23 protein-coding genes and 2 pseudogenes are annotated in these 26,600 nt (G+C 45.3%); 6 read left to right on the top strand and 19 right to left on the bottom strand.

All coding sequences use genetic code 11. The features are described from left to right. Positions 1-21: 21 nt before the first annotated feature. Positions 22-1,802: pseudogene (locus KGF70_RS03790) on the bottom strand (ABC transporter ATP-binding protein). Beyond that, positions 1,795-2,619 (bottom strand): annotated as a pseudogene (locus KGF70_RS03785) (ABC transporter ATP-binding protein); the annotation flags it as partial. The pseudogenes KGF70_RS03785 and KGF70_RS03790, both read right to left, overlap by 8 nt. A 586-nt stretch (positions 2,620-3,205) precedes the next feature. Here KGF70_RS03785 and KGF70_RS03780 point away from each other — a divergent pair. Then, complete coding sequence (locus KGF70_RS03780) at positions 3,206-4,399, top strand: amidohydrolase (RefSeq protein ID WP_216767657.1); 1,194 nt, start codon at positions 3,206-3,208, stop codon at positions 4,397-4,399. 149 nt (positions 4,400-4,548) lie between these two features. Here the strand turns inward: KGF70_RS03780 and KGF70_RS03775 are convergent, their stop codons facing one another. The 6 genes from KGF70_RS03775 to KGF70_RS03750 all read right to left on the bottom strand — a co-directional run bounded on the left by KGF70_RS03775 (position 4,549) and on the right by KGF70_RS03750 (position 10,502). Beyond that, the gene (locus KGF70_RS03775) at positions 4,549-5,424 is read right to left on the bottom strand and encodes an aldose 1-epimerase family protein (RefSeq protein WP_101872878.1); all 876 of its coding nucleotides are present in this window, start codon (positions 5,422-5,424) and stop codon (positions 4,549-4,551) included. After that, positions 5,411-6,367: a hexose kinase gene (locus tag KGF70_RS03770; RefSeq protein ID WP_216767658.1), complete on the bottom strand. Its 957-nt coding sequence runs from the start codon at positions 6,365-6,367 to the stop codon at positions 5,411-5,413. The genes KGF70_RS03775 and KGF70_RS03770 overlap by 14 nt, the downstream gene beginning before the upstream one ends. Before the next feature lie 72 nt (positions 6,368-6,439). Next, a complete protein-coding gene (gene lacD / locus KGF70_RS03765; RefSeq protein WP_216767659.1) occupies positions 6,440-7,450 on the bottom strand; it encodes a tagatose-bisphosphate aldolase in 1,011 nt (336 codons plus the stop codon). Between the two features lie 13 nt (positions 7,451-7,463). Further along, positions 7,464-8,270 (bottom strand): SDR family oxidoreductase, encoded by an 807-nt coding sequence (locus KGF70_RS03760; protein ID WP_216767660.1) that lies wholly within the window; start codon positions 8,268-8,270, stop codon positions 7,464-7,466. Positions 8,271-8,282: 12 nt separating this feature from the next. Beyond that, entirely contained in the window at positions 8,283-9,629 is a 1,347-nt protein-coding gene (locus KGF70_RS03755) for a PTS galactitol transporter subunit IIC (protein WP_216767661.1), read from the bottom strand. 15 nt (positions 9,630-9,644) lie between these two features. After that, positions 9,645-10,502 (bottom strand): DeoR/GlpR family DNA-binding transcription regulator, encoded by an 858-nt coding sequence (locus KGF70_RS03750; protein WP_216767662.1) that lies wholly within the window; start codon positions 10,500-10,502, stop codon positions 9,645-9,647. A 96-nt stretch (positions 10,503-10,598) separates the two neighbouring features. On the opposite strand from KGF70_RS03750, the gene KGF70_RS03745 reads away from it, so the two are divergent. Together KGF70_RS03745 and KGF70_RS03740 are read left to right on the top strand one after the other, a co-directional pair. Further along, a complete protein-coding gene (locus KGF70_RS03745; RefSeq protein ID WP_216767663.1) occupies positions 10,599-11,072 on the top strand; it encodes a PTS sugar transporter subunit IIA in 474 nt (157 codons plus the stop codon). A gap of 23 nt (positions 11,073-11,095) precedes the next feature. Beyond that, positions 11,096-11,386, top strand: a complete 291-nt coding sequence (locus KGF70_RS03740; protein WP_152705613.1) for a PTS sugar transporter subunit IIB — start codon at positions 11,096-11,098, stop codon at positions 11,384-11,386. Positions 11,387-11,466: 80 nt separating this feature from the next. Here KGF70_RS03740 and KGF70_RS03735 read toward each other — a convergent pair whose 3' ends face one another. Then, the gene (locus KGF70_RS03735; RefSeq protein WP_050340117.1) at positions 11,467-12,357 is read right to left on the bottom strand and encodes an SDR family oxidoreductase; all 891 of its coding nucleotides are present in this window, start codon (positions 12,355-12,357) and stop codon (positions 11,467-11,469) included. 190 nt (positions 12,358-12,547) lie between these two features. Between KGF70_RS03735 and KGF70_RS03730 the strand changes: the two genes are divergently transcribed. Then, the gene (locus KGF70_RS03730; RefSeq protein WP_088770732.1) at positions 12,548-13,489 is read left to right on the top strand and encodes a magnesium transporter CorA family protein; all 942 of its coding nucleotides are present in this window, start codon (positions 12,548-12,550) and stop codon (positions 13,487-13,489) included. A 91-nt stretch (positions 13,490-13,580) separates the two neighbouring features. On the opposite strand, the gene KGF70_RS17580 is transcribed toward KGF70_RS03730, so the two are convergent. From KGF70_RS17580 to yjeM, 4 genes are all read right to left on the bottom strand, one after another. After that, positions 13,581-13,715: a hypothetical protein gene (locus KGF70_RS17580; RefSeq protein WP_257790728.1), complete on the bottom strand. Its 135-nt coding sequence runs from the start codon at positions 13,713-13,715 to the stop codon at positions 13,581-13,583. Beyond that, positions 13,705-14,133: an SRPBCC family protein gene (locus tag KGF70_RS03725; RefSeq protein ID WP_216767664.1), complete on the bottom strand. Its 429-nt coding sequence runs from the start codon at positions 14,131-14,133 to the stop codon at positions 13,705-13,707. Before KGF70_RS03725 ends, KGF70_RS17580 begins: the two co-directional genes overlap by 11 nt. Positions 14,134-14,427: 294 nt before the next feature. Then, positions 14,428-15,240, bottom strand: coding sequence for a helix-turn-helix transcriptional regulator (locus KGF70_RS03720; protein ID WP_216767669.1), 813 nt, complete (start codon positions 15,238-15,240; stop codon positions 14,428-14,430). 190 nt (positions 15,241-15,430) lie between these two features. Then, entirely contained in the window at positions 15,431-16,915 is a 1,485-nt protein-coding gene (yjeM, locus tag KGF70_RS03715; protein WP_088770729.1) for a glutamate/gamma-aminobutyrate family transporter YjeM, read from the bottom strand. A gap of 301 nt (positions 16,916-17,216) precedes the next feature. Between yjeM and KGF70_RS03710 the strand changes: the two genes are divergently transcribed. Next, entirely contained in the window at positions 17,217-17,612 is a 396-nt protein-coding gene (locus KGF70_RS03710) for a transglycosylase (RefSeq protein WP_216767670.1), read from the top strand. Positions 17,613-17,907: 295 nt separating this feature from the next. Further along, entirely contained in the window at positions 17,908-19,080 is a 1,173-nt protein-coding gene (locus tag KGF70_RS03705) for an iron-containing alcohol dehydrogenase (protein ID WP_216767665.1), read from the top strand. A 351-nt stretch (positions 19,081-19,431) separates the two neighbouring features. Here KGF70_RS03705 and KGF70_RS03700 read toward each other — a convergent pair whose 3' ends face one another. The 6 genes from KGF70_RS03700 to KGF70_RS03675 form a co-directional block, all read right to left on the bottom strand. Next, positions 19,432-20,553, bottom strand: a complete 1,122-nt coding sequence (locus tag KGF70_RS03700; RefSeq protein WP_088770728.1) for an NAD(P)-dependent alcohol dehydrogenase — start codon at positions 20,551-20,553, stop codon at positions 19,432-19,434. Between the two features lie 326 nt (positions 20,554-20,879). Next, entirely contained in the window at positions 20,880-22,808 is a 1,929-nt protein-coding gene (locus KGF70_RS03695; RefSeq protein WP_216767666.1) for a copper-translocating P-type ATPase, read from the bottom strand. Continuing rightward, positions 22,805-23,074: a cupredoxin domain-containing protein gene (locus tag KGF70_RS03690; RefSeq protein WP_050340109.1), complete on the bottom strand. Its 270-nt coding sequence runs from the start codon at positions 23,072-23,074 to the stop codon at positions 22,805-22,807. The genes KGF70_RS03695 and KGF70_RS03690 overlap by 4 nt, the downstream gene beginning before the upstream one ends. Before the next feature lie 31 nt (positions 23,075-23,105). Next, positions 23,106-23,480 (bottom strand): cupredoxin domain-containing protein, encoded by a 375-nt coding sequence (locus KGF70_RS03685; protein WP_050340108.1) that lies wholly within the window; start codon positions 23,478-23,480, stop codon positions 23,106-23,108. A 449-nt stretch (positions 23,481-23,929) separates the two neighbouring features. Continuing rightward, positions 23,930-25,483, bottom strand: coding sequence for a hypothetical protein (locus KGF70_RS03680; protein ID WP_216767667.1), 1,554 nt, complete (start codon positions 25,481-25,483; stop codon positions 23,930-23,932). Positions 25,484-25,807: 324 nt separating this feature from the next. Continuing rightward, positions 25,808-26,569, bottom strand: coding sequence for an AraC family transcriptional regulator (locus KGF70_RS03675; RefSeq protein ID WP_216767671.1), 762 nt, complete (start codon positions 26,567-26,569; stop codon positions 25,808-25,810). Between the last annotated feature and the right edge of the window lie 31 nt (positions 26,570-26,600).

The raw sequence follows: 26,600 nt of genomic DNA, 5'->3' as shown, positions 1-26,600 counted from the left end.
TTCAAACTCCTAACACTTTCATTATTCAAATACCATTTGGTTCCGATAGAGCTCGGCGTAGAAGCCATCAGCGGCTAGCAGTGCTTGATGGTTGCCTTGCTCAATAATCTGACCATCTTTCAATACAACGATTTTATCTGCATTGAGGATGGTTTTCAAGCGGTGCGCGATGACAAAGCTGGTACGGCCTTGAATCACGTTGTCCATCGCCGCTTGAATATTGGCTTCCGTCACCGTATCAACGTTAGACGTCGCTTCGTCCAAAATCAACAGTTTCGGGTTAGTCAAAATCGTCCGGGCAATCGACATCAATTGTTTTTGGCCCGCAGAGAAGATGCTCTGTTCGTCAGAAACCTGCGTCTCATAACCGTCCGGCAAGCTCATCACGAAATCATGAATATTCGCCTGCTTGGCCGCATCGATCACGCGTTCCATCGACGCTGTTGGTTCCCCATACCGAATATTGTCGGCAATCGACCCAGTGAAGAGCTGCGGTTCCTGCAACACGATGCCGACATTTTGCCGCAAGACTTTCAAATCAAACGATTGAATGTCCACGCCATCAAAGGTGATCGCCCCACTATCCACGTCATAGAACCGGTTGAGCAAGTTCATCACCGTCGTCTTACCAGACCCAGTCGGTCCAACCAGTGCGACCATTTCACCGCGATGCACATGGATGGAAACACCGTGCAGAATTTCTTTGCCCGGCTGATAACTGAAGCGCACGTCATCAATCAAGAGCTCATCTTGAATACCATCCAATGTCCGACCGTGTTCAGGACTGACTTCATCGGGCTGATTACGCACTTCATCGACCCGACGCGCACCGGTAATCGCTAACTGAATCATACTATACAAACTGGTCAACGACATAATCGGTTGATAGTATTGTTGCGCATAGTTAACAAACACGACCACGAGTGCCAAGGCTGCCCCCGTCGACATACTGCCGTTGAGCGCCAACCACGAACCAAAGAAAATCACGATGGCCGTGTTCAGCAGCGACATTCCCTGCATCAATGGATTCAAAATACCAGACCAGATCTGACCCGTCAATGCGGATTTTCTGACCTTGCCGTTGTACTCGTGAAAACCATTCAGGGAATCCTGCTGTAAACCATTGGTAATCAGAACTTTTTGGCCGGTGATCTGTTCGTTGATATAACCGTTTAGCTGACCGATATCATCCTGTTGCTGGTTAACGGCGACGCCCGCCTTATGCATGACAAACGCCGCAATGATCAGGGCGATTGGCGTCGAAGCCATTGTGACCCAGGCCATCGTCGCATTCTGATTGAACATCACGATAAGCAAGCCGACAAACTGTGCCACCGCCAATAGAATTTCCAGCAGCGCCTGGTTCATTGCATTAAAAATATTATCCAAATCTGATGTAAACCGCGCTAAAATATCGCCATCGCTATGCGTATCAAAGTACTGGACTTTCATCCGCTGCATTTTACGGAATAGGCCGACACGCATGGTCCCGGTCGAGAAAGCCGTCACCCGCGCCAAAATCAAACTGGCGATAAAAATCGTACTAGCATCGCCCACGTAGAGTAAGACGTAGATGATCAACGTCCGGTTAAACGGCTGTAAACTAGCCTGTGCCCGGGTGGCCTGATTCGTCCACTGTTGCAAGTATTGCGTCAACTCTTCAACGGCGCGTCCGAGGTAAGTCGGTGCCACCACGATACACCAAGTCGAGATGGCATCAGGATGACACTCAGTAAAAAGCCTAACCAATAGCGTTTTAAATAGTGCCAGTAGTACTTACCGGCATTGCGTAAATCACTCATGTAAGCCCTCCTCTCGTGCCTTTTGCGTCTGATAAATGGCCCGATAAATCGCACTTTGCTGTAACAATTCTTGATGGGTCCCGCTACCAGAAATCCGACCATCGTCCAGGACTAAAATTTGGTCCGCACGAATAATCGAGGCGATTTTTTCGGCAATCACGACCGTCGTTGTTGAAGTGAGTTCACGGTCTAACGCCTCCTGCACGAGCTTTTCTGACCGTGCATCCAGGGCCGATGTCGCATCATCTAAAATCAGAATTTCAGGATTAGCAATGACGCCCCGTGTAATCGCGAGCCGTTGCTTCTGTCCACCAGAAAAGTTCTGTGACCGTTCTTCAACGGGCGCATCATACGTTTGTGGTAACCGTTCGATGAACTCTGCTGATTGGGCGATATTTGCTGCCCATTGCATGTGACTCGGCTGGGCATCTGGCTTCACCTGACGCAAATTGCCCGCAATCGTTCCGGAGAACAGCGTCGAACGTTGCAGCACATAGGCGACCGTGGCGCGTAACGCCTTTTCCGGCAATTCACGGACATCGATGCCCCCGATTGAGACCCGACCACTGTCTGGATCATATAACCGCGCAATCAGTTGCGCCAAGGTCGTCTTTCCAGACCCCGTCGCGCCGACGATTCCCAGCATTGAACCGGCTTTGACCGTAAACGTGACGTCCTTTAAGGTCGGTTGGTCATCACCAGGATACGTGAAGGTCACGTGGTCAAAGTGGATGTCCCCGGCAACCGGCGCATCATCACCGTCCACGTACGACATACTAGGTGTCGTCGTCATAGCTTCATTGATCCGGCCGAGCGATCAAAACGCTTAAGACGACCGGCACGACCACTAAGGTATTCATTTCAAATGCGCAAATCAAGAACAGCACACGTGGGTTAACCGTTACCCAGCGCGTTGCTGATAAGAAAACGAGTCAAATTGTTCAACTCCCACCTTTGAAGGCTAATATTAAACAAGTGACTAACTTCTAGGTGCAATTGAAAACGAATTCAAAAACGTGTCTTATCCTAATAAATTCAACAGTAGCCGCCGCAAGCATTCCAAGTCTTGCGGCGGCTATTTGTTGTGGAAATTAAACTCAAGATGGTTGGGCCTGTCCGCTGTTGTGGCATTCGGTCCCAAATTGACCAGCCAGTCCGTAGCCTCGACTATCTGCACATTTCAGGTCACGTCACATAACCGGTCAAAAATCATCAGTGTGAAATGACAATCACCGGAAAGTTCGAATATTAACTAGTTCGGTATCGACCGCCAAGCGCAGCAATCCCCCTACTTCCGCTAGTTGATGCTAAACTAAAGGTAGTGTTGGATCAAACGGCTGTCAAATTTACTTTGGTATTCCTGCTTGATACCTACTCGCCAAGACAGAAAGGATGATACAGGTATGCGCCTTCAAGACCAATTAATGCAACAACTGACCGCCGCCGAACCCGAGATGATTAAGATTCGACGGCATTTACACGCCCACCCCGAGGTTTCGTTTCACGAAAAAGCGACCGCGGCGTATCTCAAGCAATTCTATCAAGACTTAGGCCTGACCACGACTGATTATGGTGATGGCTACGGGTTCGTTGTGGACATTGATAGCGGGCATCCCGGCCCCCAACTGGCCTTACGCGCAGACTTCGATGCGCTCGCTATTCAGGAAGTCAACGACTTACCATTCAAATCGCAAACGCCTAATGTCATGCATGCGTGCGGCCACGATGGCCATACCGCGTACCTGATGATTTTGGCAAGAACGCTCTCAAATCTGAAAGACCAGTTACACGGTCGGGTGCGCATCATCCATCAGCCTGCCGAAGAAGTCTCGCCCGGTGGTGCCAAATCAATGTTAGCCGCGGGCGTTCTCGACGGTATCGACCACGTCCTAGGGCTTCACGTGATGAGCAGCATGCCGACCGGTTCCATCGGCTACCATTTGAATGCTGCGCAGACGGGCCGCGCCAATTTTACAGTTACGTTTACTGGCAAGGGTGGTCATGCGTCTATGCCACACCTTTCAAATGATGCGATCGTCGCTGGGAGCTACTTTGTGACCGCCTTACAAACCGTGGTCTCCCGCCGCATCGACCCCTTCGATACCGGGAGCGTCACAATTGGCTCGTTTGATGGCGTCGGCTCATTCAATGCCATCAAAGAACAAGTCCAGCTGAAAGGCGACGTCCGCCTAATGAATGAAGACACACGCCAAACCTTGCGCGACCAGATTGCCCAAATCGCAGACGGCGTCGGTGCGACGTTTGGCGTGCAAGTCGATATGAATTACGACGACAACTATCCGGTACTGATGAACGATGCCGCCTTGACGCAACAAGTGATTGACAGTATCCGTTCCGCCGATATTCCTGAAATCACAAAAATCTTTGACTGCGGTCCACAAGACCCTTCCGAAGACTTCGCCTACTTTGCTCAGGCCAAACCCAGCAGCTTCATCTACGCGGGTTGTCAAACGGCGCCTGGTGAAAACCATCCGCACCACAGTCCCGACTTCATGATGAATGAAGATTGCCTGCTGATTGCGGCTAAGGCGATGGGCAGTGCGACGTTGGCGTTGTTGATGGCGCCAGAGGATTGAGATTTTTTCATTAATATGTAAAAAACGACACCTCCAGTCACGAGCGTTTGCGCTGTGATACTGGCGGCATCGTTTTTTGTTATGTTTGACGTTTCTTATCAATCCTAGATAATTCTCAAACTGGAAAAACAATCTTATTAGATTGCATCTTAACTGAATGTCAGAGAAGTTTTGATTTTGTCTATTTGTCCACTTAAAATTGATTGAATACCTAATTTATCTTGCAAATTTCGAGGTTGTCCATATAAATCGGGAAGCCCCCTAAAAGGTTCAACACACACAAATGGTGCATTTTGATTTTCCGGTGACCAGATTGCTAGATATGGAAAATCAGCAAGTGAAATTTCAATCTGATTGACACTAGAAAGATTGGATAGACTTACACTTTCTAAATTTTCTGTATCTACTATTACTAATCCCTGGTTCAATAGCGAATAACTAAGTGGAAAGACGCCATTTTCTAACGTTTCCAACGAACTAGTTCCATTTATAAATGGCGCAGGATTGACCCGCAGTCGTCTAATTTCTTTAATCCGCGGTTCAAAAATCAACTGGTAGTGATCCAGTGTTCCTTTAATATTAAAACCTGGGTGTAAGCCTAATGAATAATACATCGTGTTATCATCTACATTTTCAATCTGGTAACAAATCTCTAAACGATTATCCACTAATTGATATAGTACTTCAAAACGATAATCGAACGGGTATTTTGCCAACGTTTTCAAACTAGAGACACTCTGCAATTTCACAAAGTTATAGTCACTGGCTATCACTTGAAATTCTTGATCCCGCAAAAACCCATGCTGGTTCAACTCATATTTCCGACCTCGATATTTATACGAATTGTCATTTAAGCGGCCAATAATCGGGAATAGAATGGGAGCATGTCGTTGCCAATATTGCTGATTCACATCATTCCAAATAACATTTACGCCACTCTCAAGTAGCTCTACAGACTGGATTTCTGCACCTAAAGTACTAATAACAACACGAATTTTCTCATTGGTAATTTTAATTGTCTGCACTTGCCATCACCTCGTTAACTTCGACCATATCATAATATTTTTGATATTGGTCTGGATCTACGCACCCTGTCTTTTCTTGCATGGTGTTTAACAATCCCATGGTCATACCGTTTTTCAACACATCCACTGCTGGCGCACCATCATCAAGCTTCATTGCTAACCCAGCCAGCGTTGAATCGCCCGAGCCAACTGGATTTTTCACTTTAATTTTGGGAATACGAACACGATAAAAATTGTCTTGATGTTTAGCAAATGCGCCTTTAGCTCCTAATGAAACAACAATCCATTCAATTCCTGAAAAAATCGGCTTACTCAATGTCTTTACAAGCATGGAATCATTAGTAACATCAATATGTTGATTAACAAGCGCTTGTAGCTCTGCTTCATTTGGTTTAATCAACATTGGTTTTGCAGGAGCTGTTATTGCATCCATCAACGATTCTCCAGAAGAATCTAGTAAAACTTTACAGTGTTCCTGCTTTCCAATTGTAATCAACTGTGCATAGAAATCACTTGCCACCCCTTGAGGTAACGACCCTGACATTGTTATCAATGAATAGTCGCACAGCATTCTTTTGAAAAACTTTTTAAAAGTGACTTGATCATTTTCGGAAATAGTTGGTCCTTGTTCTAATAATTCTGTTTGATCGCCACTATCATGTAGAATTGCAATTGAATTACGTGATTCCTGTTTAATCATATAAAACTCATTATCGATTTGATCACTATCTAAATGATCTTTAATATAGGCACCAAAATGCCCACCCAACATTCCAGTCGCAACAACAGACTGCCCCATCGTTGAAATTACTCGGGTGACATTGAGTCCCTTTCCGCCTGCAGTTTTGTTCACTTTGCTTACTCTATTTACATCATTCAAATTCAGATGATTTAATGTATATGCCATATCAACTGATGGATTCATGGTTACCGTTAAAATCATTGCCTTCACCTCGTATCATCAATACCAAAGAACGTCTAACAACCTTAGTTATTAGACGTTCTTTCTAAGCGTCTAGATATACTGCATTACAGCAACCTTAGTAGTCCATGGCGTTGCTGTTTCAGCCAACACCTGGTTCAAGCGCTCAATATTTTCCTTGCCTTCAGTTTGTAGCCATTTACGTCCTGCGTCATCACTCTCATTGGCGAATAGCTGCGTACTATGCTTCCAAGTTGCACGTCCACATAAGACACCATTAAATTTACAGCCTGCCTGGCTAGCAAATTTTAGTCCTTCAAGAAACATTTCATTTGAAACGCCTGCACTCAGAAAGATGAACGGAAGATTTGTAGCATCACTTTCTTCCTTAAAGTAATGGGCTGCTTCATCCTGTGAGTACACTGCATCGACATCTTTATCCGTAAACCCTGCGACATAGGCCATGTTTACAGGAACTTCAACTTTTAGCACAGTAACACCATACTTAGGGTCTGAAAACTCCTTAACGGTTTCGATAACCTTGTGCGGTTTTACTTTCGCATATTCAGCAGATTTTACATCATCAATATTTGCATCATATGTGAGTAATTCTAAGAAAAATGGTAAATCATTAGCTGCTGCTTCAGCACCTACACGCTCAACAAATGCTTGTTTGCGTTCATTGACAGTTTGACTTTCGTCAACATCATAATATAATAAGAATTTAACAGCATCTACGCCTGCTTCTTTCAAGCGTTTGATTGACCACTGTGTTAGTAAATCGGGAAAGCGTCCCGGTTCGGTGATATCATATCCAGTCTTTTCGTACGCCATTAGTAGACCTGCATTAGAATCCCGCAATTCTGATGCTGGCAGCCCATATTCTGGGTCTAATAAAATTGACGAAGCAAACGGTGTTAGTTCTTCAGAAATAGCCTTTTTAAAGTTAATAACATCATTCGTAGTTGCTGGCTTACCGCTTTTAGTGGTAAGCATTTTTTTTAATGATCCCCGTTGATCAATTGCTAATGCAGCAATGATATCTTGATCATTAGACAAACGTTGTAACGCACTGTACTTATTTTCACTTACAATCAAAGCCATAATTTATCTACTCCTAACCCCGTGATTTTCCACCAGACACATTGACAGTTTGACCTGTCATATAACTCGAACGATCAGACAAAAAGTATGTCACTAGATTGGCAACTTCACTCAATTTCCCGCTTCGACCTAATGGAATAGTTGATGTCTTAGCATATCCTGCCCGTAATTCTTCAATAGTTTCATGTCGTGAATATGCCAAGCCTTCCTCGTATGATAAAGTCCTTAAAGCAGTAGCTTCTAACACCCCTGGTGCGACGCCCACAACTCGAACATTGTATTGGCCTAATTCCTTAGCCCACGCACGTGTAAAGCCATTGATTGCACCTTTGGTTCCAGAATACATGCTTGCACCTTGTGAACCCTCAAGGCCAGATTCAGATGACATATTTACAATCACGCCATGTTTTTTATTTACTAGAACCTTAGCAACTGCTGACGACACTAAAAATACGCTCTTGACATTAACATCGAACATTTTTTCATAATTTGATTCATTAATTACATACTTACCGTCTGGATCGGTTGGATCCACCAAAATACGCGGAATGTTAATCCCTGCATTGTTGATGACGCCATCAACGGTTCCAAAATTTTTAATTGATTCAGAAACCATATTATCCACTGCATTTTTCGATGTAACATCAGTCTGTACAAAAGCTAGATTTTCATCTTGAATCTTACTTGGATGTAAATCTGCATCCACGACCTTGGCACCAGCATTGAGCAATGACTCAACGATTGCGTTACCGATACCTGACGATCCACCAGTTACAATAATCACTCGATCTTTTAATCCAAGCCAATCTTCAGTTTGCATAATATAATCCTCCTATTGTTCAGTATTATCTTTATATAATCGACTGCGTTTGTATGAAATATACGTGTAGATAAAAGCGCTTACAAACAGAACTAAAATAATCACAAACCCAATGCTCATCTCCAGGGTAAAGCCCTTAGTCAGTAAATAGGTAATTGGACTGCCAGCTTGATCTAGAGAAGAAACTTTTTTGCCAGCTGCTAATACGCCAGTTGCTCTTCCTAGCCTATCTTGTAATGTCCACATTTGATTAGAGATCCACAACGTGATGGTCATGATAACAGTCCCAGAAATTAAGGTTCTGAAAACATTTCCATGATGCACACCGGTGGTAATTGCTATAAAGAAACCAATTGTCGCCAAATCTCCAAACGGTAGAATCTTATTACCAGGCATAAGCATTGCAATAAGAATAGTCAACGGAACAAATAACAAGGATGTTGCAATCACATTAGAGTCTCCAAGTAATAAAGCAGGATCCATACCAATTGTAAAGTTGCCACCCTTGAAGCGCTTATCCATAATCTTTTTAGCGCTTTGGGAAATAGGAATAAGACCTTCCATGATATATTTGACGACTACTGGCATTAAGACCATAACAGCAGCCATTTGAATCGCCAGTTGCAATGACTTTCCAATTGTAAACTTTGCGAGTAATCCAATTACAAATCCTAGAAATGCACCAACAATTGATGGTTGGCCCAGCACTCCAAGCTTTTTCTCCACAGTTTCCGACGTCAAATTAATCCTATTTAATCCTGGAATCCGTTCAATTAAATCATCGATTGGCTTAGCGAAAATCCCCATATAAGCAGATGTACCGTGTGGAATCGAAATTCCTTCTAGACCAAAATAACCATCTGTAACTGGCTTAAAAATATCACCTAATTTGTAAGCAATTGCTGCATGTACACAAATACCAATAATTCTCCAAACAAAGCTTCCAGTTGCAATTTGCACAATTGCACCAGTAAATGCCATATGCCAAATATTCCAAATATCCACATTTACCACTTTAGTTTGTCGAGTAACCAACATTAGTACGTTTACACCAATAGCAACTGGAATTGCAATCAGTCCCATATTTGATCCCCATGCCATTGGCGATGTACCTGGCCAGCCAATATCAATCACATTTAATCCCAAATTAAAATTTTTAGCCATTGCTTCGGCTGCCTTGCCTAAATTGTTGGTCAATAATGAAATAACAAGGTTGATTCCAACAAAACCAATCCCAATTGAAATTCCAGACTTTAATGACTTACCAATTCCTTGGCCTAACAATAAGCCCAAAATGAAGATCACAATAGGAATCATGACACTCGCACCTAGATTAACAATATACTGTATAACTTGCATTATTCCACCTCATTTCTAATTAGCAACTTGAATATCAATCCCACTCTCTTTTAATTTTTCCCCTTGCTTCGAATCTAAATCGTCAACAATTAGTGTATCAATCTCATCTAGATCTGCTATTCGATTCTGATAAACCAAACCTAATTTAGAATGATCAATGCCAACTACAACACGTTCACATTGAGCAATTGCTGCCCGGCTAATGGCGGCTTCTCCTCGATGATGATTGGTCAATCCACTCTTGGCAGTCAGTCCGCTCCCAGAAAAGAATCCAACGTTAAAACTTAAGCTTCTAATTGCTGCGATAGCAACATCCCCATAAAGTGATTCTTCGTTCTTACGCACATCACCCCCTAAAACAAAAACATTGATGTCATCGAATTTATACAGATAATTAACAATCGGTAGAGAATTAGTGACAATAGATAAATTTTTGTGATGACTAAGTGCTTTTGCAATTTGTAAGCAAGTCGTACCGTAGTCTAAAAATATAGTATCTCCGTCATTAACAATTCCTGTAGCCGCTTTTGCAATTGCCTCTTTAGCAAAAATATTGGTATTTAAACGCTTAGCATAAGCAGTTTCGTGGTTGACCATGTCTAACACGGCACCACCACGAATAATCTTGATTGCAGCTGACTGTGATAACTCATATAAATCTCGACGTGCAGTTTCTCGCGTAACATCAAATTGCTCACTTAAATCGTGAATTTTAACACTGCCATCTTCACGAAGCATCTTATAAATCTGATTTTGTCTTTCCTTACCATTCATAACGTGGCCACCTCTAATACTTAATTCGAAAATATTTTCATAACTAAACATACCACGTTTGTCAAAAAATGCAACACATTGCAAAATATTTTTTTGCAATGTGTTGCACGCAGATTGAGAAAGCGCTATCATATACCTGAAAGTTAATTCTGATTTATTCTAGAAAACTTTATCAAAATAAGTGGAGATGATTGTATGGCCTATGATTTTATCAACCAAAAATTAATTTTTCCCAGAATGAAGTTTAGCGACCGCACCACTGCATTGTCCTTTCTTGCCGATCAACTAACAGATAATGATTATGTAAAAGCGTCGTTTAAACCTGCCTTATTAGAACGTGAAAAGTCGTTTCCGACTGGCTTACCAACTGGAAAGGTTAAGGTTGCAATTCCTCATGCAGACTGGCAAAACGTTAATTATTCAGGTATTGCAGTAGCAACTCTAACAACACCGGTCAAATTCAATAATATGGCTGAGCCTGAAAGTGAACTTGAAGCTTCAATAATTTTCACACTAGCCATTAATGAACCACATGGACAAGTAAAATTACTCAAGGAGTTAATGAAAATCGTCCAAGATCAGTCGCACTTAGAAAAATTATTAAGCTATGAAAACAATGATGATCTGTTCATTGATTTAAAAAACACTTTTTCGGCACTTAACGTCTAGATTCAAAAGGAGAGTAAAATAAAATGAAAAAAATTCTTGTTGCATGTGGATCCGGAATTGCCACTTCAACCGTTGCACGTAATAAATTAGAAGAAGATCTACAGGCGCGTGGTATCAATATGAATAATATTTCGATGGATCAAACTTCCATTCCACAAATTCCATCAATGGCTTCCGATTACGATTTGATTATCACCACTGCCCGGTATAAAGAAGATGTAGGCGTACCTGTTATCAATGGATTATCATTTCTAACAGGAATTAATGAAGATCATGCTGTTGATGAGATTATCGAAACACTGAACGTAGAATAATTTTCCAATATAATAATCTTGATAAAACACAAAAGACCTAGCTATCCCAACTAGGTCTTTTGTGCATCTCATCTTTTATCCTAATTAATCACCCCGCCACCAGTCACCCCATAAATCTGGGCGGTAACATAGCTCGCGTCGTTAGAAGCCAGGAAGACGTAGACTGGCGCCAATTCAGCTGGCTGTCCAGCCCGTTTTAACAACGTATCCTGACCGAACTTCGGCAGTGCTTCAATCGGTTGCCCCTGATCCAACTGTAATGGTGTCCAAATTGGCCCCGGCGCGACGCCATTGACCCGAATCCCCTTTTCGGCTGCTTCTGCCGCGAAGTTGATCGTCCAGTTTTTGATGGCCGCCTTAGTCGCCGCGTAGTCCATCAGGTGCCCACTTGGCGAATAGGCTTGAATCGACGTGGTCGTCACAATGCTGCCCCCAGCCGGCATGTGTGGCAGGGCCGCCTGCGCAATCGCCATCATCGCCACGATGTTCACCTGGAAGGTCTCCTGAACTTGCTTAATTGGTAATTTCTCAAGTGACGGCTGTGAAATCTGTTGACCGGCATTCAAGACCAGCGTATCCAAGCCACCAAAGGCCGCAATCGTCTGGTCGACTAAATCAGCCGCGACGTCATCCTGCTTCAGATCACATGGCAACAGAAGCGACTTGCGCCCCGCTGACTCAATCAGCTTGGCAACTTGCTTGGCATCCGCTTCTTCACCTGGCAAATACTGAATCGCAACGTCCGCGCCTTCGCGTGCAAAAGCAATCGCAGCGGCGCGCCCGATGCCCGAGTCGCCGCCCGTGATTAGGACACGGCGATTCAATAGCTTATCATGACCTTGATAGCTTTCTTCGCCACAGTCTGGCTCAGGTTGCATCTTCGTCTGTAATGCGGGCGTCGGCTGGTCCTGCTTCTCAAAACCGTCTGTCTTGTATAACTTGCGTGGATCACGTAAATCTGGTTGTGTCATTGTGTGGGCCTCCTTTATTTGAATACACACACCATACCGGAAATTAAGTCAAAACGACAGCCAAACGCATAAGTTTATACTAACAATCTTTATTAGTGTATCTCTTTACGTTCAACTAAATTCTTGTCATAATACGGCGTTGTAAAAGTTGATTGTTGCCCACGGACTCTTTGAAAGGAGCACTATTGTTATGATTGACCACTACCTGATTCAACCTGATGGCGTTACGACCACTTCTCGTGACAACGCCAACTGGATCGTCCTCCAAGACGCGAGCGACGACGAAACTCAGCAAGTAATTGACACCTATGAGCTGCCCGCCAATATTTTCGACAATGCCAATGAGGGTGTCGAAGTTTCAGAACTCAAAAAGCTGAAGCACACGCGTTTTGCCACTAGTTACTCGCTCGTCCTGACGAACCTCTCCGCTGCGACCGACGACAGCATCGAAGAACGATTGGAACCACTCTCGTTTGTGGTGACCGACCAATTCTTAATCACGTACGTCTGTCAGGATTCGACCTTTATCGAGCGCCTGCTTGAGCAACATGCCACCGAAATCACCTCGAATGAATTACTCGTCAGTTACGCCATCCTCGAGATTTACGAGCACTACGTTATGGAATTGACAGCGCTTAAAACCACGATTGACGAACTCGACCAAGCGGCGCGCGAAACAACGCGTAACGATGAGCTCTTCCGTCTGGCAAACACCCAACGAACGATGGTGTTCTTAGACCAGACCTTACAAGACCAGGCGAAAACGCTTGAGGCGATGTTCAATAACGACGACTATTTACAAAAATTGAATAACGAAGCGCTACAGTATGATATCGAATTGCAACAACGCTATGCCGATAAATTGGTCCGCACTTATCGAGACTTGCTCGAAACAATTGGCGGCCTATTCTCCGACATGATGGACAATCGCCTCAACCACCTGATGAAATACCTCGACTCCGCTGGGCTGATCATTTCGATTCCGGCCTTGATTACTGGAATTTGGGGTATGAATACGGGTGGTCTTCCCGGCGAAGATAGCCCCATGACTTTCATGATCGTCATCGGCCTGTCAGCCGTTCTCGCAATTGTCGCCGGGGTGCATTTGAAAAACAAGGACTTTTCAGAGTAGTGCCAATCAACCAAGTTTCCGTATTAGGACTCACCGCGCACAAAAAATCCGCCTGTTAAGTGTGTCTCCACAACTTAACGGGCGGATTTCGCTACCGTTGATGCCGATACCACCGATAATAAATCAGCATGGCGGCACCGCCAATCAATAATGCGCGCAACACCCAACTCACGGCCCACCACGTGATGAAAACCTTGATAAGCGTGATGCCATCGTTAATCGTCATCACGATGCGCCCCCGCGAGTGCTGCAAACTGGTTGAGTTTACGCTGAAAGTCCCGCTGCATCACCGGTTTAATTAATGGCAATGGTAGCCAACTCGGCGCCTCTTCCAGTAAACTGACTTGCTCATCGACCGTGGTCTGCCCGCTTGCATCCGCAGTCAGCGTAAACGTGACTTGATACGCAAGCTGGTCGCCGACACCCTGGTAGATGACCTGGTTATCATGCGTCGTTACTCGCAAATGTTCTGACGGATTAAGTCCAGCCCCGGCCCGCTCAAGCATGTAACCGTCCATTGCTGGTGCGACAGTGGTTACCGCAGTCGCCCACATTGGCAAATTCAATGGATCCGCTAACAAGCGCCGAACAGTTGCTAAACTGGCATGTGCCAAAATGCGATTGGTAAATAAAGTCTTTGTCATGATGTAACCTCCAAAGACGGCAACAATGCTTGCATCCCATCCGCACCAACCACACTTGATGAATGTGACGCCCACTGACATTGTCCCGCCCGTTTTGTTAGTTGGTGGTTACAATGTACGCGCGCCCGTAGATGATTGAAAATCAGTATACTGATAAAAACAACTAAACTATGCGTGAAATAGTTGAAAAATTAGTGGGAAATGAGCTTAAGCGGCTGCTTCTGAAATTAATAATTGGCATATTTTAATCATGACTAATTCAATGTTCATAACCAAATGCAAAGCCAACACTGGTTATCCGAACTCATCATGAACTTGCTCATGGAACAGTTCGCGAAACACTGCCGAGCGCTCGGAAGCTTGTTGTGCTGCAGTGGTGTCATTTGCTTCCAGGGCTAACTGGGCAAGTAGCTGATAACAATTGGCCAGCATATAATGTGAATTATGAGCAGTCGCAAAAGCGATCCCAGCAGTCAGACGGTTCATCGCTAATTCGGGAGCGTGCTGTTGATAAGCAACTAACCCGGCCAAATAGTAGACGATATTCAGGTTTTCTTCATATGGGCCGGCTTCAATATCTTGTAGTGCCTGTGTCACTAGTGTTTCAACGTGGGCGGCCGCGTAATGGGCTGTTTTGAACACTGCTAATGAAATCAGCGCCAACCGTGAAAGCGTCGTTAACGGTGCATTCGGCGTGGCCATTCCGAGCGCCAGTTGGATGTTTTGTATCGCGTCACCGCTCGTCGCATCGACTTGCCAGCACGCGATCCCTAAATAATAGTAATAAGCTTGCGTCTGCTCATCTGTTTGAACGTAAGTTAAGGTCGCTGGAACCAGTAAAAAGTCCTTCAACGCTTGATACTGGTGGGCGTTACAAAGCATTTCGACGCGGTGATTAAAACTCGCATCAGCGCTGATGGCGAAATTATCCGCCAATTTCAAAGCACTAACGGCGACGTTCAATCGCTGACACAACGCTAACAACAAGCGGGCGTTTGGCACATAGCGGTCATGTTCAATAGCCGACAACATCGACTGGGCACAGATGTCTTGGGCAACTTGGTGCTGGGTCAGGTGTTGCGCTTGACGTGCGGACTTAAGCGCCATTCCTAAAGTTTGCACTGGTTCATCACCTCCACTTTTTGATTGCCATCCAACCAGGTACGGCCACTGGGGCTACGAACGTTCAGCCAATGATGGTTATTAGACCTAGTGTACTAAAACAGGCCTAAAATCAGTCAAAAAAAGTACCGTTTCCCGACCCCCTTGGCCAGTAAACGATACTTTGGAATTTCACTTAATTAACATGCCGTTCGCGCACTTGGTACCAGATAATTCCGGCGACCCCGAACACGATTGGTCCGACCAGCATCCAAATCGTATTTTGAAACTTGCCCGTCTCTAAGATTGGTTGGATCAACGTAAAGACGTTGGCACCCAATACGACAATAAAGACGACCCAGCTAATGATTTTGGTCCAGGTCAATGATTTGTAGACTTCAAACGGTTTGATGATATTCTGATTTTCCTTGAACTTTGGAAACGCATAGAGCAAGAACAAGTATGGTAACGTCATTGAAACGTTCGCCATCAGCGTCAAAACGTTATAAAATGCGGACGCATCCGTGGTTGCGAAGGAGGCGACCAGAATGATCACAATGACGATCACACATTGAACCATCATGGCATAACTAGGCATCCCCGCTTTGTTGAGTTGGGTAAACTTCTTCGGCCACAGTTCCTTAGGCGTTCCCAAAATCAACGTTTTCAATGGTGAATAGGTCAACGTGAAGAAGGCCCCACTGTAAGCGAGGAACATTCCTAGCCCAGTGTAGCGTGCAAACCACAGGCCTAACGTTTTGGCCGCGGCCGCACTTAATCCCAATGATTGTCCCAAGACATAACCCAAGTTTTGCATCATGACATAACTAATATTCCCCAGGTTGGTCGTTGGGTTCGATAAAACGGCTTGCCAGTTTGTACTGATTCCCCAGCAGAAGATGCCCAGGCCGTAACCTAACGTAATCACGATCGCTGAAATGATGATGCCCCGTGGAAATGTTTTTTCAGGATTCTTAGTCTTATCAACCATCCCACCGAGCACTTCTAGGCCCCCGTAGGCAAAGATGGCGAAGACTGCGAATCCGAGTAACCCGACTGGATGTTGATAGCTCGGGTTAGGTGACGTCAGCACGTGCTGTAAGGGTTGCGCGAACTGGCCATGGTTTAACGCCAGAACGACGCCGGACACAACTAATAGGATTGCAGTCAAACTGGTGACCGCCAAACCCCCGAGACTGGTGACCCGCACGATACCCTTCATCCCTTTGATTGAAATAAAGGTGACAAGCACCATCCATAAACAAGATAAAATCCCAATCATTTGCGTCGCGTTTAGACCAAACATGGCAAAACGCTGAGTTTGGTCACTTCCAAAGAAGATGGTCGTGAATGGAATCCACACCTTTGCAGAGGTCGACACCAACCAAATGATGTACGACGCAAACCACATGAAGGTCCCCACGAACGCAAATTTTGCGTTAACACTCACTTCCAACCATTTGTACATCCCGCTGCTGTCAGATTTGACCGCGGCACCAAATTCTGCCATCATCAGTGCGAACGGAATGAAGAACAGCACGGCAGCGACCAGGTAAAATAGAATAGAACTATAGCCCATTAAATAATACGCAACCGTACTATTGGCAAAACCAAAAACGGTGGTGAAGATCATCATTACTAATGCAATTAGCGTAATCTTCTCATTATCTTTTGTTGCCATTATTGCACTTCCCCTTTTATACTGTTGTAAAGCTTAGCTCATTTTAAGATTACCGTAAGCATGCAATAAAGCGCTTTAGTTTTCCTAACAATCGGATGATTTTTCCATGTGATAATCGGTCTAATTATTAAGTTGTTCCGTTGAGAAATAATTATTGGCGCTAACTATTTCAACGAGGGAATATTCATTTAATAACTAAGTAACTTGGTTTTAACATAACTGCAACATAATTAGGGTATTCTACAGTCATCAGTTTAATCGAGTGACAAAATCAAGGGTAAAAACGGGGTATACATACATGATGAAGAATTTTAGGTTGAAATCAATTTTATGGCTGGTACTGATTGGTTGCGCTTTCGGGATGATGGTCAACGTTGCCAGCAGCTGGATTCCACAAACGACAATTACAGCGCACGCCTCAAAAAAGCTGACGCAGGCGCAAAAGATCAAGAAAATCAACGCCAAGCTTTCCAAGGCTAACCGGGCCGCGAAGAACTGGATCGCCTATCGCGAATCTGGCTACAGTTATACCGCGCGCAATGGTAAATGTTATGGCCGTTACCAACTATTGCGGTCATACTTACATGGTAACTTATCCCCTGTTAATCAGGAAAAGCGGGCCAACACCTACGTTAAAGGCCGCTACGGCACCTGGGTCAAAGCCAAGGAATTCTGGCAACATCACCACTGGTACTAAACTCAAAAATTGAATCATTCAGACTAAAAACCGCGCGTTTGGCAATGAGATTGTGAATCATTGTTGAACGGGTGGTTTTTGATATTCTAAGATATTAAAGTGATAGATTGCCAGTTTAATCATATTCTGCCAACTGAATTTTAAATATTGCACCTGATACCGCCTACTTAATCACTAGATATTGTGAAAAATATCATTATTTTCGTCAAACCTATTGCAAACTGTAATTATTGCGACTATAATTTGGGCTGTAAATTAGTAATGATAATAATTACAATAAAAGAAGGTAATTGATATGACTGAACGTAATTTTGATTTCCTAATGCCTAGCGTGAACTTTTTTGGCCCCGGTGTGATTAGCAAGATTGGTGACCGTGCCAAGACCCTGGGGATGCACAAACCCGTCATCGTCACGGATAAATTTTTGGAGAGCCTCCCGAACGGTGCCGTTGCCCAAGTCCGGGCCTCACTCGACGCTGCTGGGATCGACTATGTTATTTACAATCAAGTCGAACCTAATCCCAAAATTCATAACATTCAAGCCGTCAAAGCACTCTACGAAAGCAACCATGCCGACTCACTGATTACGATTGGCGGCGGTTCTGCGCATGATACTGGTAAGGGCGCGGGAATTATTATGACTAACGGTGACGACATCACCAAGTTAGCCGGGATTGAAACGCTCAAAAACGCCCTGCCACCACTGATTGCGGTCAACACGACTGCCGGAACAGGGTCAGAACTCACCCGCCACTGCGTTATCACCAATGAAGCCACCCATTACAAGTTCATGGTCGCATCATGGCGGAACATGCCGCTGGTTTCGTTCAACGACCCAACGCTGATGCTGGACGTTCCTAAGGGATTAACCGCCGCTACCGGGATGGACGCTTTTGTTCAGGCGATTGAACCCTTCGTTTCCGTCGACCACAATCCGATTACCGACTCGCAATGTATTCAAGCTATCAAGTTGATTGAATCTTCCTTGCGCGAGGCGGTTGCCAACGGTCATAATCTCGAGGCCCGGACCCACATGGTCGAAGCCGAAATGCTCGCCGGGATGGCCTTCAACAACGCCAACTTAGGCTACGTGCACGCGATGGCCCATCAACTCGGTGGTCAATACGACGCGCCACACGGGGTCTGCTGCGCCCTATTATTACCTTACGTTGAAGAATATAACCTGATTGCTTGTCCAGAACGCTTTGCCGAACTGGCCAAAATAATGGGTGAAAATACCGATGGCTTGTCGACCCGCGATGCCGCTGAATTAGCCATTAAAGCGATGAAACAACTCAGTGAAGATGTCGGGATTCCGCACTCAATCAAGGAAATCGGCGCCAAAATCGAGGACTTCGAACGCATGGCCAGCAACGCCCTCAAAGACGGCAACGCCTTCTCAAATCCGCGTAAAGGCACCAAGGAAGACATCATCAAGATTTTCCAAGCGGCTTATGACGCGAAGTAAAACCGTGTCTACTGACTGCCCCAGCGTACAAAATTGCTAAAGCTAGCCGCTAGCGCTTAAATGGTAGCGTTTCCGAAACGGCTTGATTCATCGACTCATCTCTAATGGCCTCGCTCATTAAATGACTACCGATGACTTTACATGTTGAATCATCGTTGCAACAACTCATCAGAGCCGGCAACAATACCATCGCGGCATCAAGTTCTAGCCATGATTAACACGCCGTTTGCCACACGTCAAAGGGCATACATTCACAACAAAAAAACAACAACGCAGTCAGCGCGATTTGCGCTAGAGCTGCGGTGTTGTTTTTGTGCTTATTTCAATCTGTTAAAGGCATCAGCCTGAAGCTTATTTGCCAGGCACGTAGTCTTCATCAATAATCAAGACTGGTTTGATGGTCTTACCACTACCAGAATCGGCATTGGCTTGATTGATATCTTCAAACTTGTAGAACTTTTCAGTCTTTTCAAATGGAAACATACCATGTTGATAGAAGTCGATCAACCGTGGAATATCAACGCCAGGAATCGAATCACCCATGTTGACCCCGATGACTTTCTTATCGTCAACGCAAAGGTCGTTCCATGAACTGATGGTAATGTTCTTAGACGTTACGGCGATCAAAGCAGCGGTCCCACCTTGTGCTAAGGCATGGATTGCGGAGACCATCACTGGTTCGACACCGGTCGTATCAACAGCGAAGTCAACCCCATAGCCGTGCGTCAACTTCTTGATGGCTTCGACTGGGTCTTCTTCTTTACTGTTGATGGCGTGCGTTGCGCCTAATTCCTTGGCTAATTCCAACCGTGAATCCACAATATCAACGGCGATCACTTCAGTACAGCCTGAAATCTTACCAGCCATCATAGCAGCTAACCCAACGGCACCAGTCCCAAAGACCGCAATTGTTTGCCCAGGACGTGGTTGGAGACTGTTCAAGACGGTCCCACTACCAGTCACGTAACCACAGCCTAAAGGTCCTAAGCGCCGTAAGTCTAATTCCTTAGGCACTTTAACGGCATTGCGTTGGTCAACCACCGTATGAGTCGTGAATGAGGATTGGTCGAACATATCACTGATATGTTGGCCGTTTTCTTGGAAATGGTCAGAACCATCTGGACGGGTCCCACTCAAGTTGTAGTCCGCATAGTTCCGGCACTTGGTTGGCATCCCTTTCAAACAGTTGTCACAAGTTCCGTCAGCGTAAAATGACAAGATAACGTGGTCACCGACTTCGAAATTAGTGACTTCAGAACCAACTTTTTCAACGATCCCAGAGCCTTCATGGCCTAAGATAACGGGATAGCCGAGTGAGGCATCACCGCGCCGAATCGCTTCATCAGAGTGGCAAATCCCGGATGCCACGATTTTAATTTGTAAATCAGTGGGTGTCATTTCTGCCAAATCAATATCATCTTTAATGACAAATGGATCATTAACTTTATCAACTACTGCTGCTTTAATCTTCATAATCAAACCCTCGTTTCAAATAGTATGTAAAACGCTTACAATTCATATTGTTACACAATCTACAATCAAATTCAAACGCTTTCATTATCGCTTACAAACGTCCAAATCCTATCAATACCGGCTAATTGCCGATTTCACCTAACGATATGATACTTAATTAGTGTAAATATAATACTAATTTGCACCGTCTTGTGAAGTTTATCGGTTATTTTCAATCATTCAATGCGACTTTCATGTAAACAAAAAACGGCATAGTGCCTAATTACAGGCACCACACCGGTTCTCTTGATCTATTTAATTAATCATTCATATACCGACATCCAGCTTTAGGCTGGTTGCGCTGTTGCTGCCCCCAGCTTGGCCTTGTTGAGCAAGACCGAACTCGTCACGACTGACAACGAGCTAAACGCCATCGCTAAGCCAGCTAACTCGGGACTCAACGTCAGTCCAATCGCGTAGAAGACCCCCGCAGCAACTGGAATACCGAGCACATTGTAGACAAAGGCCCAGAATAGGTTGAGCTTGATCCGATTAAACGTCTTCTTGCTCAAGGCTAACGCCCGGTCAACGTCGCGCAGGTCATTCTTAACGAGCACAATGCCACCCGCATCGATGGCAATATCCGTTCCAGAACCCATCGCAATACCGACGTCAGCAGTAGTCAAAGCAGGCGCATCATTGATGCCATCGCCGACAAAGGCCACCTTACCCGTCTTTTTAAGGGCTTCGACGTGGGCCGCCTTGTCACCCGGTAACACATCCGCAATTATATCATCGATACCCACTTGTGCGGCGACGGCCTGCGCGACCCGTGGATTATCCCCCGTCATCATGACGGTCTTTAATCCGCGTGCTTTTAGACTCGCAATGGCCGCTTTGGACGTTGATTTAGCGACATCCTGAATGGCAATCAACCCAATAATTTGATGATTGAGGCCGACGTAAACCACCGTTTTAGCCGCGTCCTGTAACTTAGTGGCGGCTTGGGCCAAGTCATCGCTGATCGTCTCGTCCATCAACAGCTTATGATTGCCGACAACGGCAGCTTGCCCGTCGATTTGCGCAGTGACGCCTTTACCTTCAACCGCTTGAAAATCAGTGGCCGTGGGTGCTTCAATCGCGCTATCCTGGCCGCGTTTTAGAATTGCAGCTGCTAGTGGATGTTCGGAAGCGGCCTCGAGACTAGTGGCGACCCGTAAGACTTGCGCTTCATCGCCAACGATATCCGTGACTTGGGGCTTGCCCACAGTAATCGTCCCGGTCTTGTCAAAAACGACGGTCTGAATTTCGTTAACGGCTTCCAACACTTCACCGTTTTTGATCAAAATTCCGAGCTTGGCACCACGACCGGTTCCGACCATTAAAGCAGTTGGTGTCGCTAAACCGAGCGCACATGGACAAGCAATCACGACGACCGCCACGGCAAAAATCAAAGCATTAGCCAAACTAGCGCCGAGTAACACGTACCAGGTGAGGAACGTCAAAATGGCAATAATTAAAACAACCGGCACGAAAACATCAGAGACTTTGTCCGTCAATTTCTGAATCGGGGCATGACTGTTCTGAGCCTTTTTGACCAGCTCGACGATTTGTGCCAGCATCGTTTGGTCACCGACCTTGCTAGCTCGAAACTGGAAGGTCCCGTTACTATTGATCGTCGAACCAATCACGGCATCCGATTCGTGCTTTTGAACCGGCATACTTTCACCCGTCACCATCGATTCATCAACGGTTGACTGACCAGCCGTAATGACGCCATCGACTGGAATTTTCTGGCCAGGTTTGACCCGAATAATATCACCAACCACCACTTGATCCAATGGCACTTGCACAAACTCGGTGCCGCGTAAAACTTCCGCTTCTTTGGCTTGCAAACCAACTAATTTGGCAACGGCGTTCGAGGCGTTATGCCGCATCCGTTCTTCAAAGACTTGGCCCAGTAAGACGAAGGTCGTCACGAGCGCCGCACTTTCGAAGAAGACCGCTTGACCAGTCGCCATCGCATATAAACTGTAGAAATAGGCCGTGGCCGTCCCAATCGCAACTAGCGTGTCCATGTTGGCGTGATGCTTTTTAAACGATGCCCAGGCACTTTGAAGAAACGGCCGCGCTGACACGAGCATGATGACAGTCGTCAGTGCCAGTTGCGTCCAGTCACCCCCTGGCAGCATCCACCCGAACGGCATCAAAATCATATTTGCTAATAACGGTAATGAAAAAATTAATGAAATCCAAAACCGACGCGTCGTTGTCATCCTTGGACCACCACTTTTCCACTAACCATGTCCATACCACAACTGAAGGTGAATTCACCCGCTTGATCCGTTGGAATCGTGACCGTTTGGGGCTGATTGATTGGTAAGTCCGTCGCAAATCCTAAGTCGGTCGAATGAACGTGTTCCAAACAACCTTGGGTACTCGTCCGGGTAAACGTCAATTGGGCAGGTACGCCTTGTTTGACCGTCACTTCAGCTGGTTCATATTTACCATTCACGTTAATGTTAATATTTTGTTCAGTCATAATCTGATTCCTCCGTTAATTAATGTTGTATTTATTTAATGATGACTTTGCCGTGGAACATATCCATCCCACAGGCCCACTGGTATTCGCCAGCTTTACTAGTGTCAATCGTGACCGTTTGCGTTTGATTCTGTGGGAGTTCCTGGTTGATTCCAAAATCGCTGAAAACGACGTGATCCAGACAACCTGACGCATCCTTACGCGTGAAATTGAGCACGGCCGGCACGCCCTGCTTGAGGACAACTTGTTCCGGCGAATAACCACCATTGACCTCGACATCCACTTGTTGCAAGTCCGCATCACCATCCGCAGTTACCGTCGCTGTCGTGTGCTTGCCGAAGAACCACCACAAAATAAAACCAATCGCAGCCAATCCAATGATCAAAACTAATGCTTTCGTTATCATCCAACCCATCTCCCAATTTGCATTGTCGTTTACATTTGTAATTTATATGAATAGCTTACCACCATCGTTTACAATTGTCAACGATAAAATTCAAAAAATTCAACGATGACTCGAATCGCCTGCCTTTAACAGTTTCTTACTATGGTAGGAAGTTGTAGCCGTGAATAATCCGAGTAGCCCTGTCAACAGAAAAAACGAGCAATAAAAAAACTTTTCAAGTCCACCGACCCAAAAAGCTTATCATGATGCTATTTCATTAGTTCAACGCACAGCCCAGACGCAACTGGACAGAACTAACAGATTTAACTGACTGTCCACTGTGAACCATCTCAAGTCAGGGGGCAGCTAGCTTGCCGTAATTAATGCTGGCAAATTATTAACCCAATACGGCACTCAGGTGGCTGGTTACCTGAGCACCAAAAGATAAATTTCCGTGATATCGCATTTGCTTAACGTCGTAACCACCGCTGAACACGTTTGATGCTTGCATATAAGGTACGGCTTCGGTGGTTGGCGTCCTGGTTGGGACAAACGCCAAGGGTACCTGCCGAATAGCTTGATTTAGACGATTTTCCTGCTGGCGGCAGTGGTGCATTTACCCAACCGATTCCCGCCGATTGATGCGTGTCAGCCGCTGGCGATTGCTGATCCGCATCAGAATTTTCTGTAGAAGCCACACTAGTTTCATGCTGCTGAACAGGTGCTGACTCAGCAGGATGATGTTGGTCATTATGCCGTGGATCGAGCGATTTCTGATTGACGTGCTGCTCATCGATTATTTCATTGGTTAACGGTGTCTTGACACCAACTTTTGCCTCAGAATCACTGTCGCCGGGCGTGCTCAAATGATTGGTGCTAGCTGGCTCAGAATCATCCGGTACTTGGTGATACGTGACCGTAACTTGTTGTGACTGGGTCGCTGGATTAACCGTTAATGCGGCGACACGGTCGACATCTGGAACCTTACCCGCAATGACGGGGGACGTCACCGCAGGCATGGTATCTGTATCAATTGCATGCCAGGCTTGATAAGTCAATTGACCAGTGACCAAGTCAATCTGTGCAGACCGCTGGAAACTAGTGCTTTGGTACACCTGATCAGCTACGGTCGCGCCTTCCGAATCGACGTAGTTAATGGTCCGACTGATTGACCGCATCAGATGGGTGCGGTCGCTACGAATTGGATAGGTCAACTTGGGATAACGTTTATCAACAGGTTGACCAGGAATGCCCGGATGATCCGGCGAAATCGTCAAGCGCTGATGGCCGTAACTGACGGTATGGGTAGCCATTTGCGGCGTCTTAACGGTGACGACCTGACTAGTCAACGCACTGATATTGGGTTTCGTATACCCCGCATTCGTTAGATCAGGTGAAATCACTGAGTCAAAATGGTCACGGCCAACTCGCAACCAAGCTTGGTCCGGCAAGCCAGTATCAACCTGCCCATCATCATTGAGATCATAACCCAGAATCGTTCCCGTCCGCTTTTCAACAATCATCATCTGGCGATACACCACAAGTTGCTGGACTTCAGGTGCAACTGATCGGTGCGTCCATCGATCAACATATGAGACAGTCCGGCGTTTCGTGCGATAACTAGGAATCGTTTTGGTCGCCGAGCGATAATAAACATTGACGGTAACGTCTTGGTCATCCGCATTTACAACCATTTGTTGCGGCACGACTTTCAGGTCCGGAGCTGCATAATCTTGCTGGCTCAGATCTGGTGAACGGACCGATGAAAACCAGGGTGCAGAGCCCACTAATAACCATGCTTGATCCTGACGACAAGTGTCTACCTGCCCATCACCATCCGTATCGTAACCCAGCAGTGTTCCATCACTCGCAACCACCGTTAACAGGTCATAAGTGACGCGCTGAGTAACTGATTTCACCCCTGTAATCGGCTGTAAATCTTCCCGATCCAGATAATGAATCGTTCGTGTAATGGTTCGTTCAGTTGATTGAACTTGTGTTGTGACTGAATCATCGCTAATCATTAAATCACCACCATTAATCGCACTTTTAATGAAAACGGGACAGTGCCATACTGGCAAGGGCTGCGTGCAGCGACCGTTGGATTTTTCATATTCGAAAGCATCACCGGGCGTCAAGACCAATCAAATTCGTGGACTTCTTCACTTTCTCAGTGGACGCCAGGTATCCCCTGAGTTTTTTTGCTCCCTACTGACAATCCATAACCTTTCCCGTTTAGTTTAATCAAAAAAAGACATATTTTGAACTTCAGTGCCTAGTATACTGACATTTTGAAGCCAAAACGGGAATTTGTATTGCACGGGAATAGTTCACACCTAAAATACAACTCAATCTCTGAGCGTATTTTGCTGACGGAACTCAAGTGGCGTTTGTCCGGTCTCTTTCTTAAAACGTTTTGAAAAATCAGCGGCATCATAGAAATAAAGCTCGGCCGCAATCGCTCGAATCGTCAAGTCAGACGTCAGTAACATATGTTGTGCTTCCTGAATCTTTTTCGAATTAATATAATCCCGAATCGACATATGCATTTCCTGACTAAAAGCCCGTCGAACGGTCTCCGGATTACAGCGTTTGTTGACGTGAGCCAATACTTTACGGACAGATAGTTGGTCATGCAAGTGGGCGTTAGTATAATACAGTACATCTAGTGTCGATTCCAAATGCGCATTATAAGATAAGGCATTCGGTTCGGCAATTGCTGCAAAGTCTCGCACAATCTGAACAACTAATGGTTGATAGCGGTCCGTCGTCACTGGCAGCTTGCTTAACCACTGCTGATAATCGTTACGTAACTTAACAAATTCAAAAATTTCGGCATGGTTCTCGGTACCCTCGTACGCCAAGACATCGACCAGCGCGCGCAACTGCATCTGTTTCTCCTCACTAGATAATTTATTCAATAAATCCCGTGAGCGTGTCAGATTTTCTTTAGCAAATTGAATGCCTTCCTCAATTTTTCCAGCTCTGTAAAAGCGAATAAAATCGCGTTCTAGATAGCCCAACAAAATCAAAGCTTTGGTGGTTGGGTGTTCATCATTATAATTACGCATTTGATGTAAATATTGTACAAATTGTATTTCTGTCCCCATGATTTCGATCCCCTTTACATTCTTATTCAAG

This window comes from Lactiplantibacillus sp. 7.2.4 (genome assembly GCF_018991185.1).
In the GTDB taxonomy this organism is placed as follows: domain Bacteria; phylum Bacillota; class Bacilli; order Lactobacillales; family Lactobacillaceae; genus Lactiplantibacillus; species Lactiplantibacillus pentosus.
Note: the sequence above shows the minus strand (reverse complement) of the source record. Positions and strands in the feature narration are given on the sequence as shown.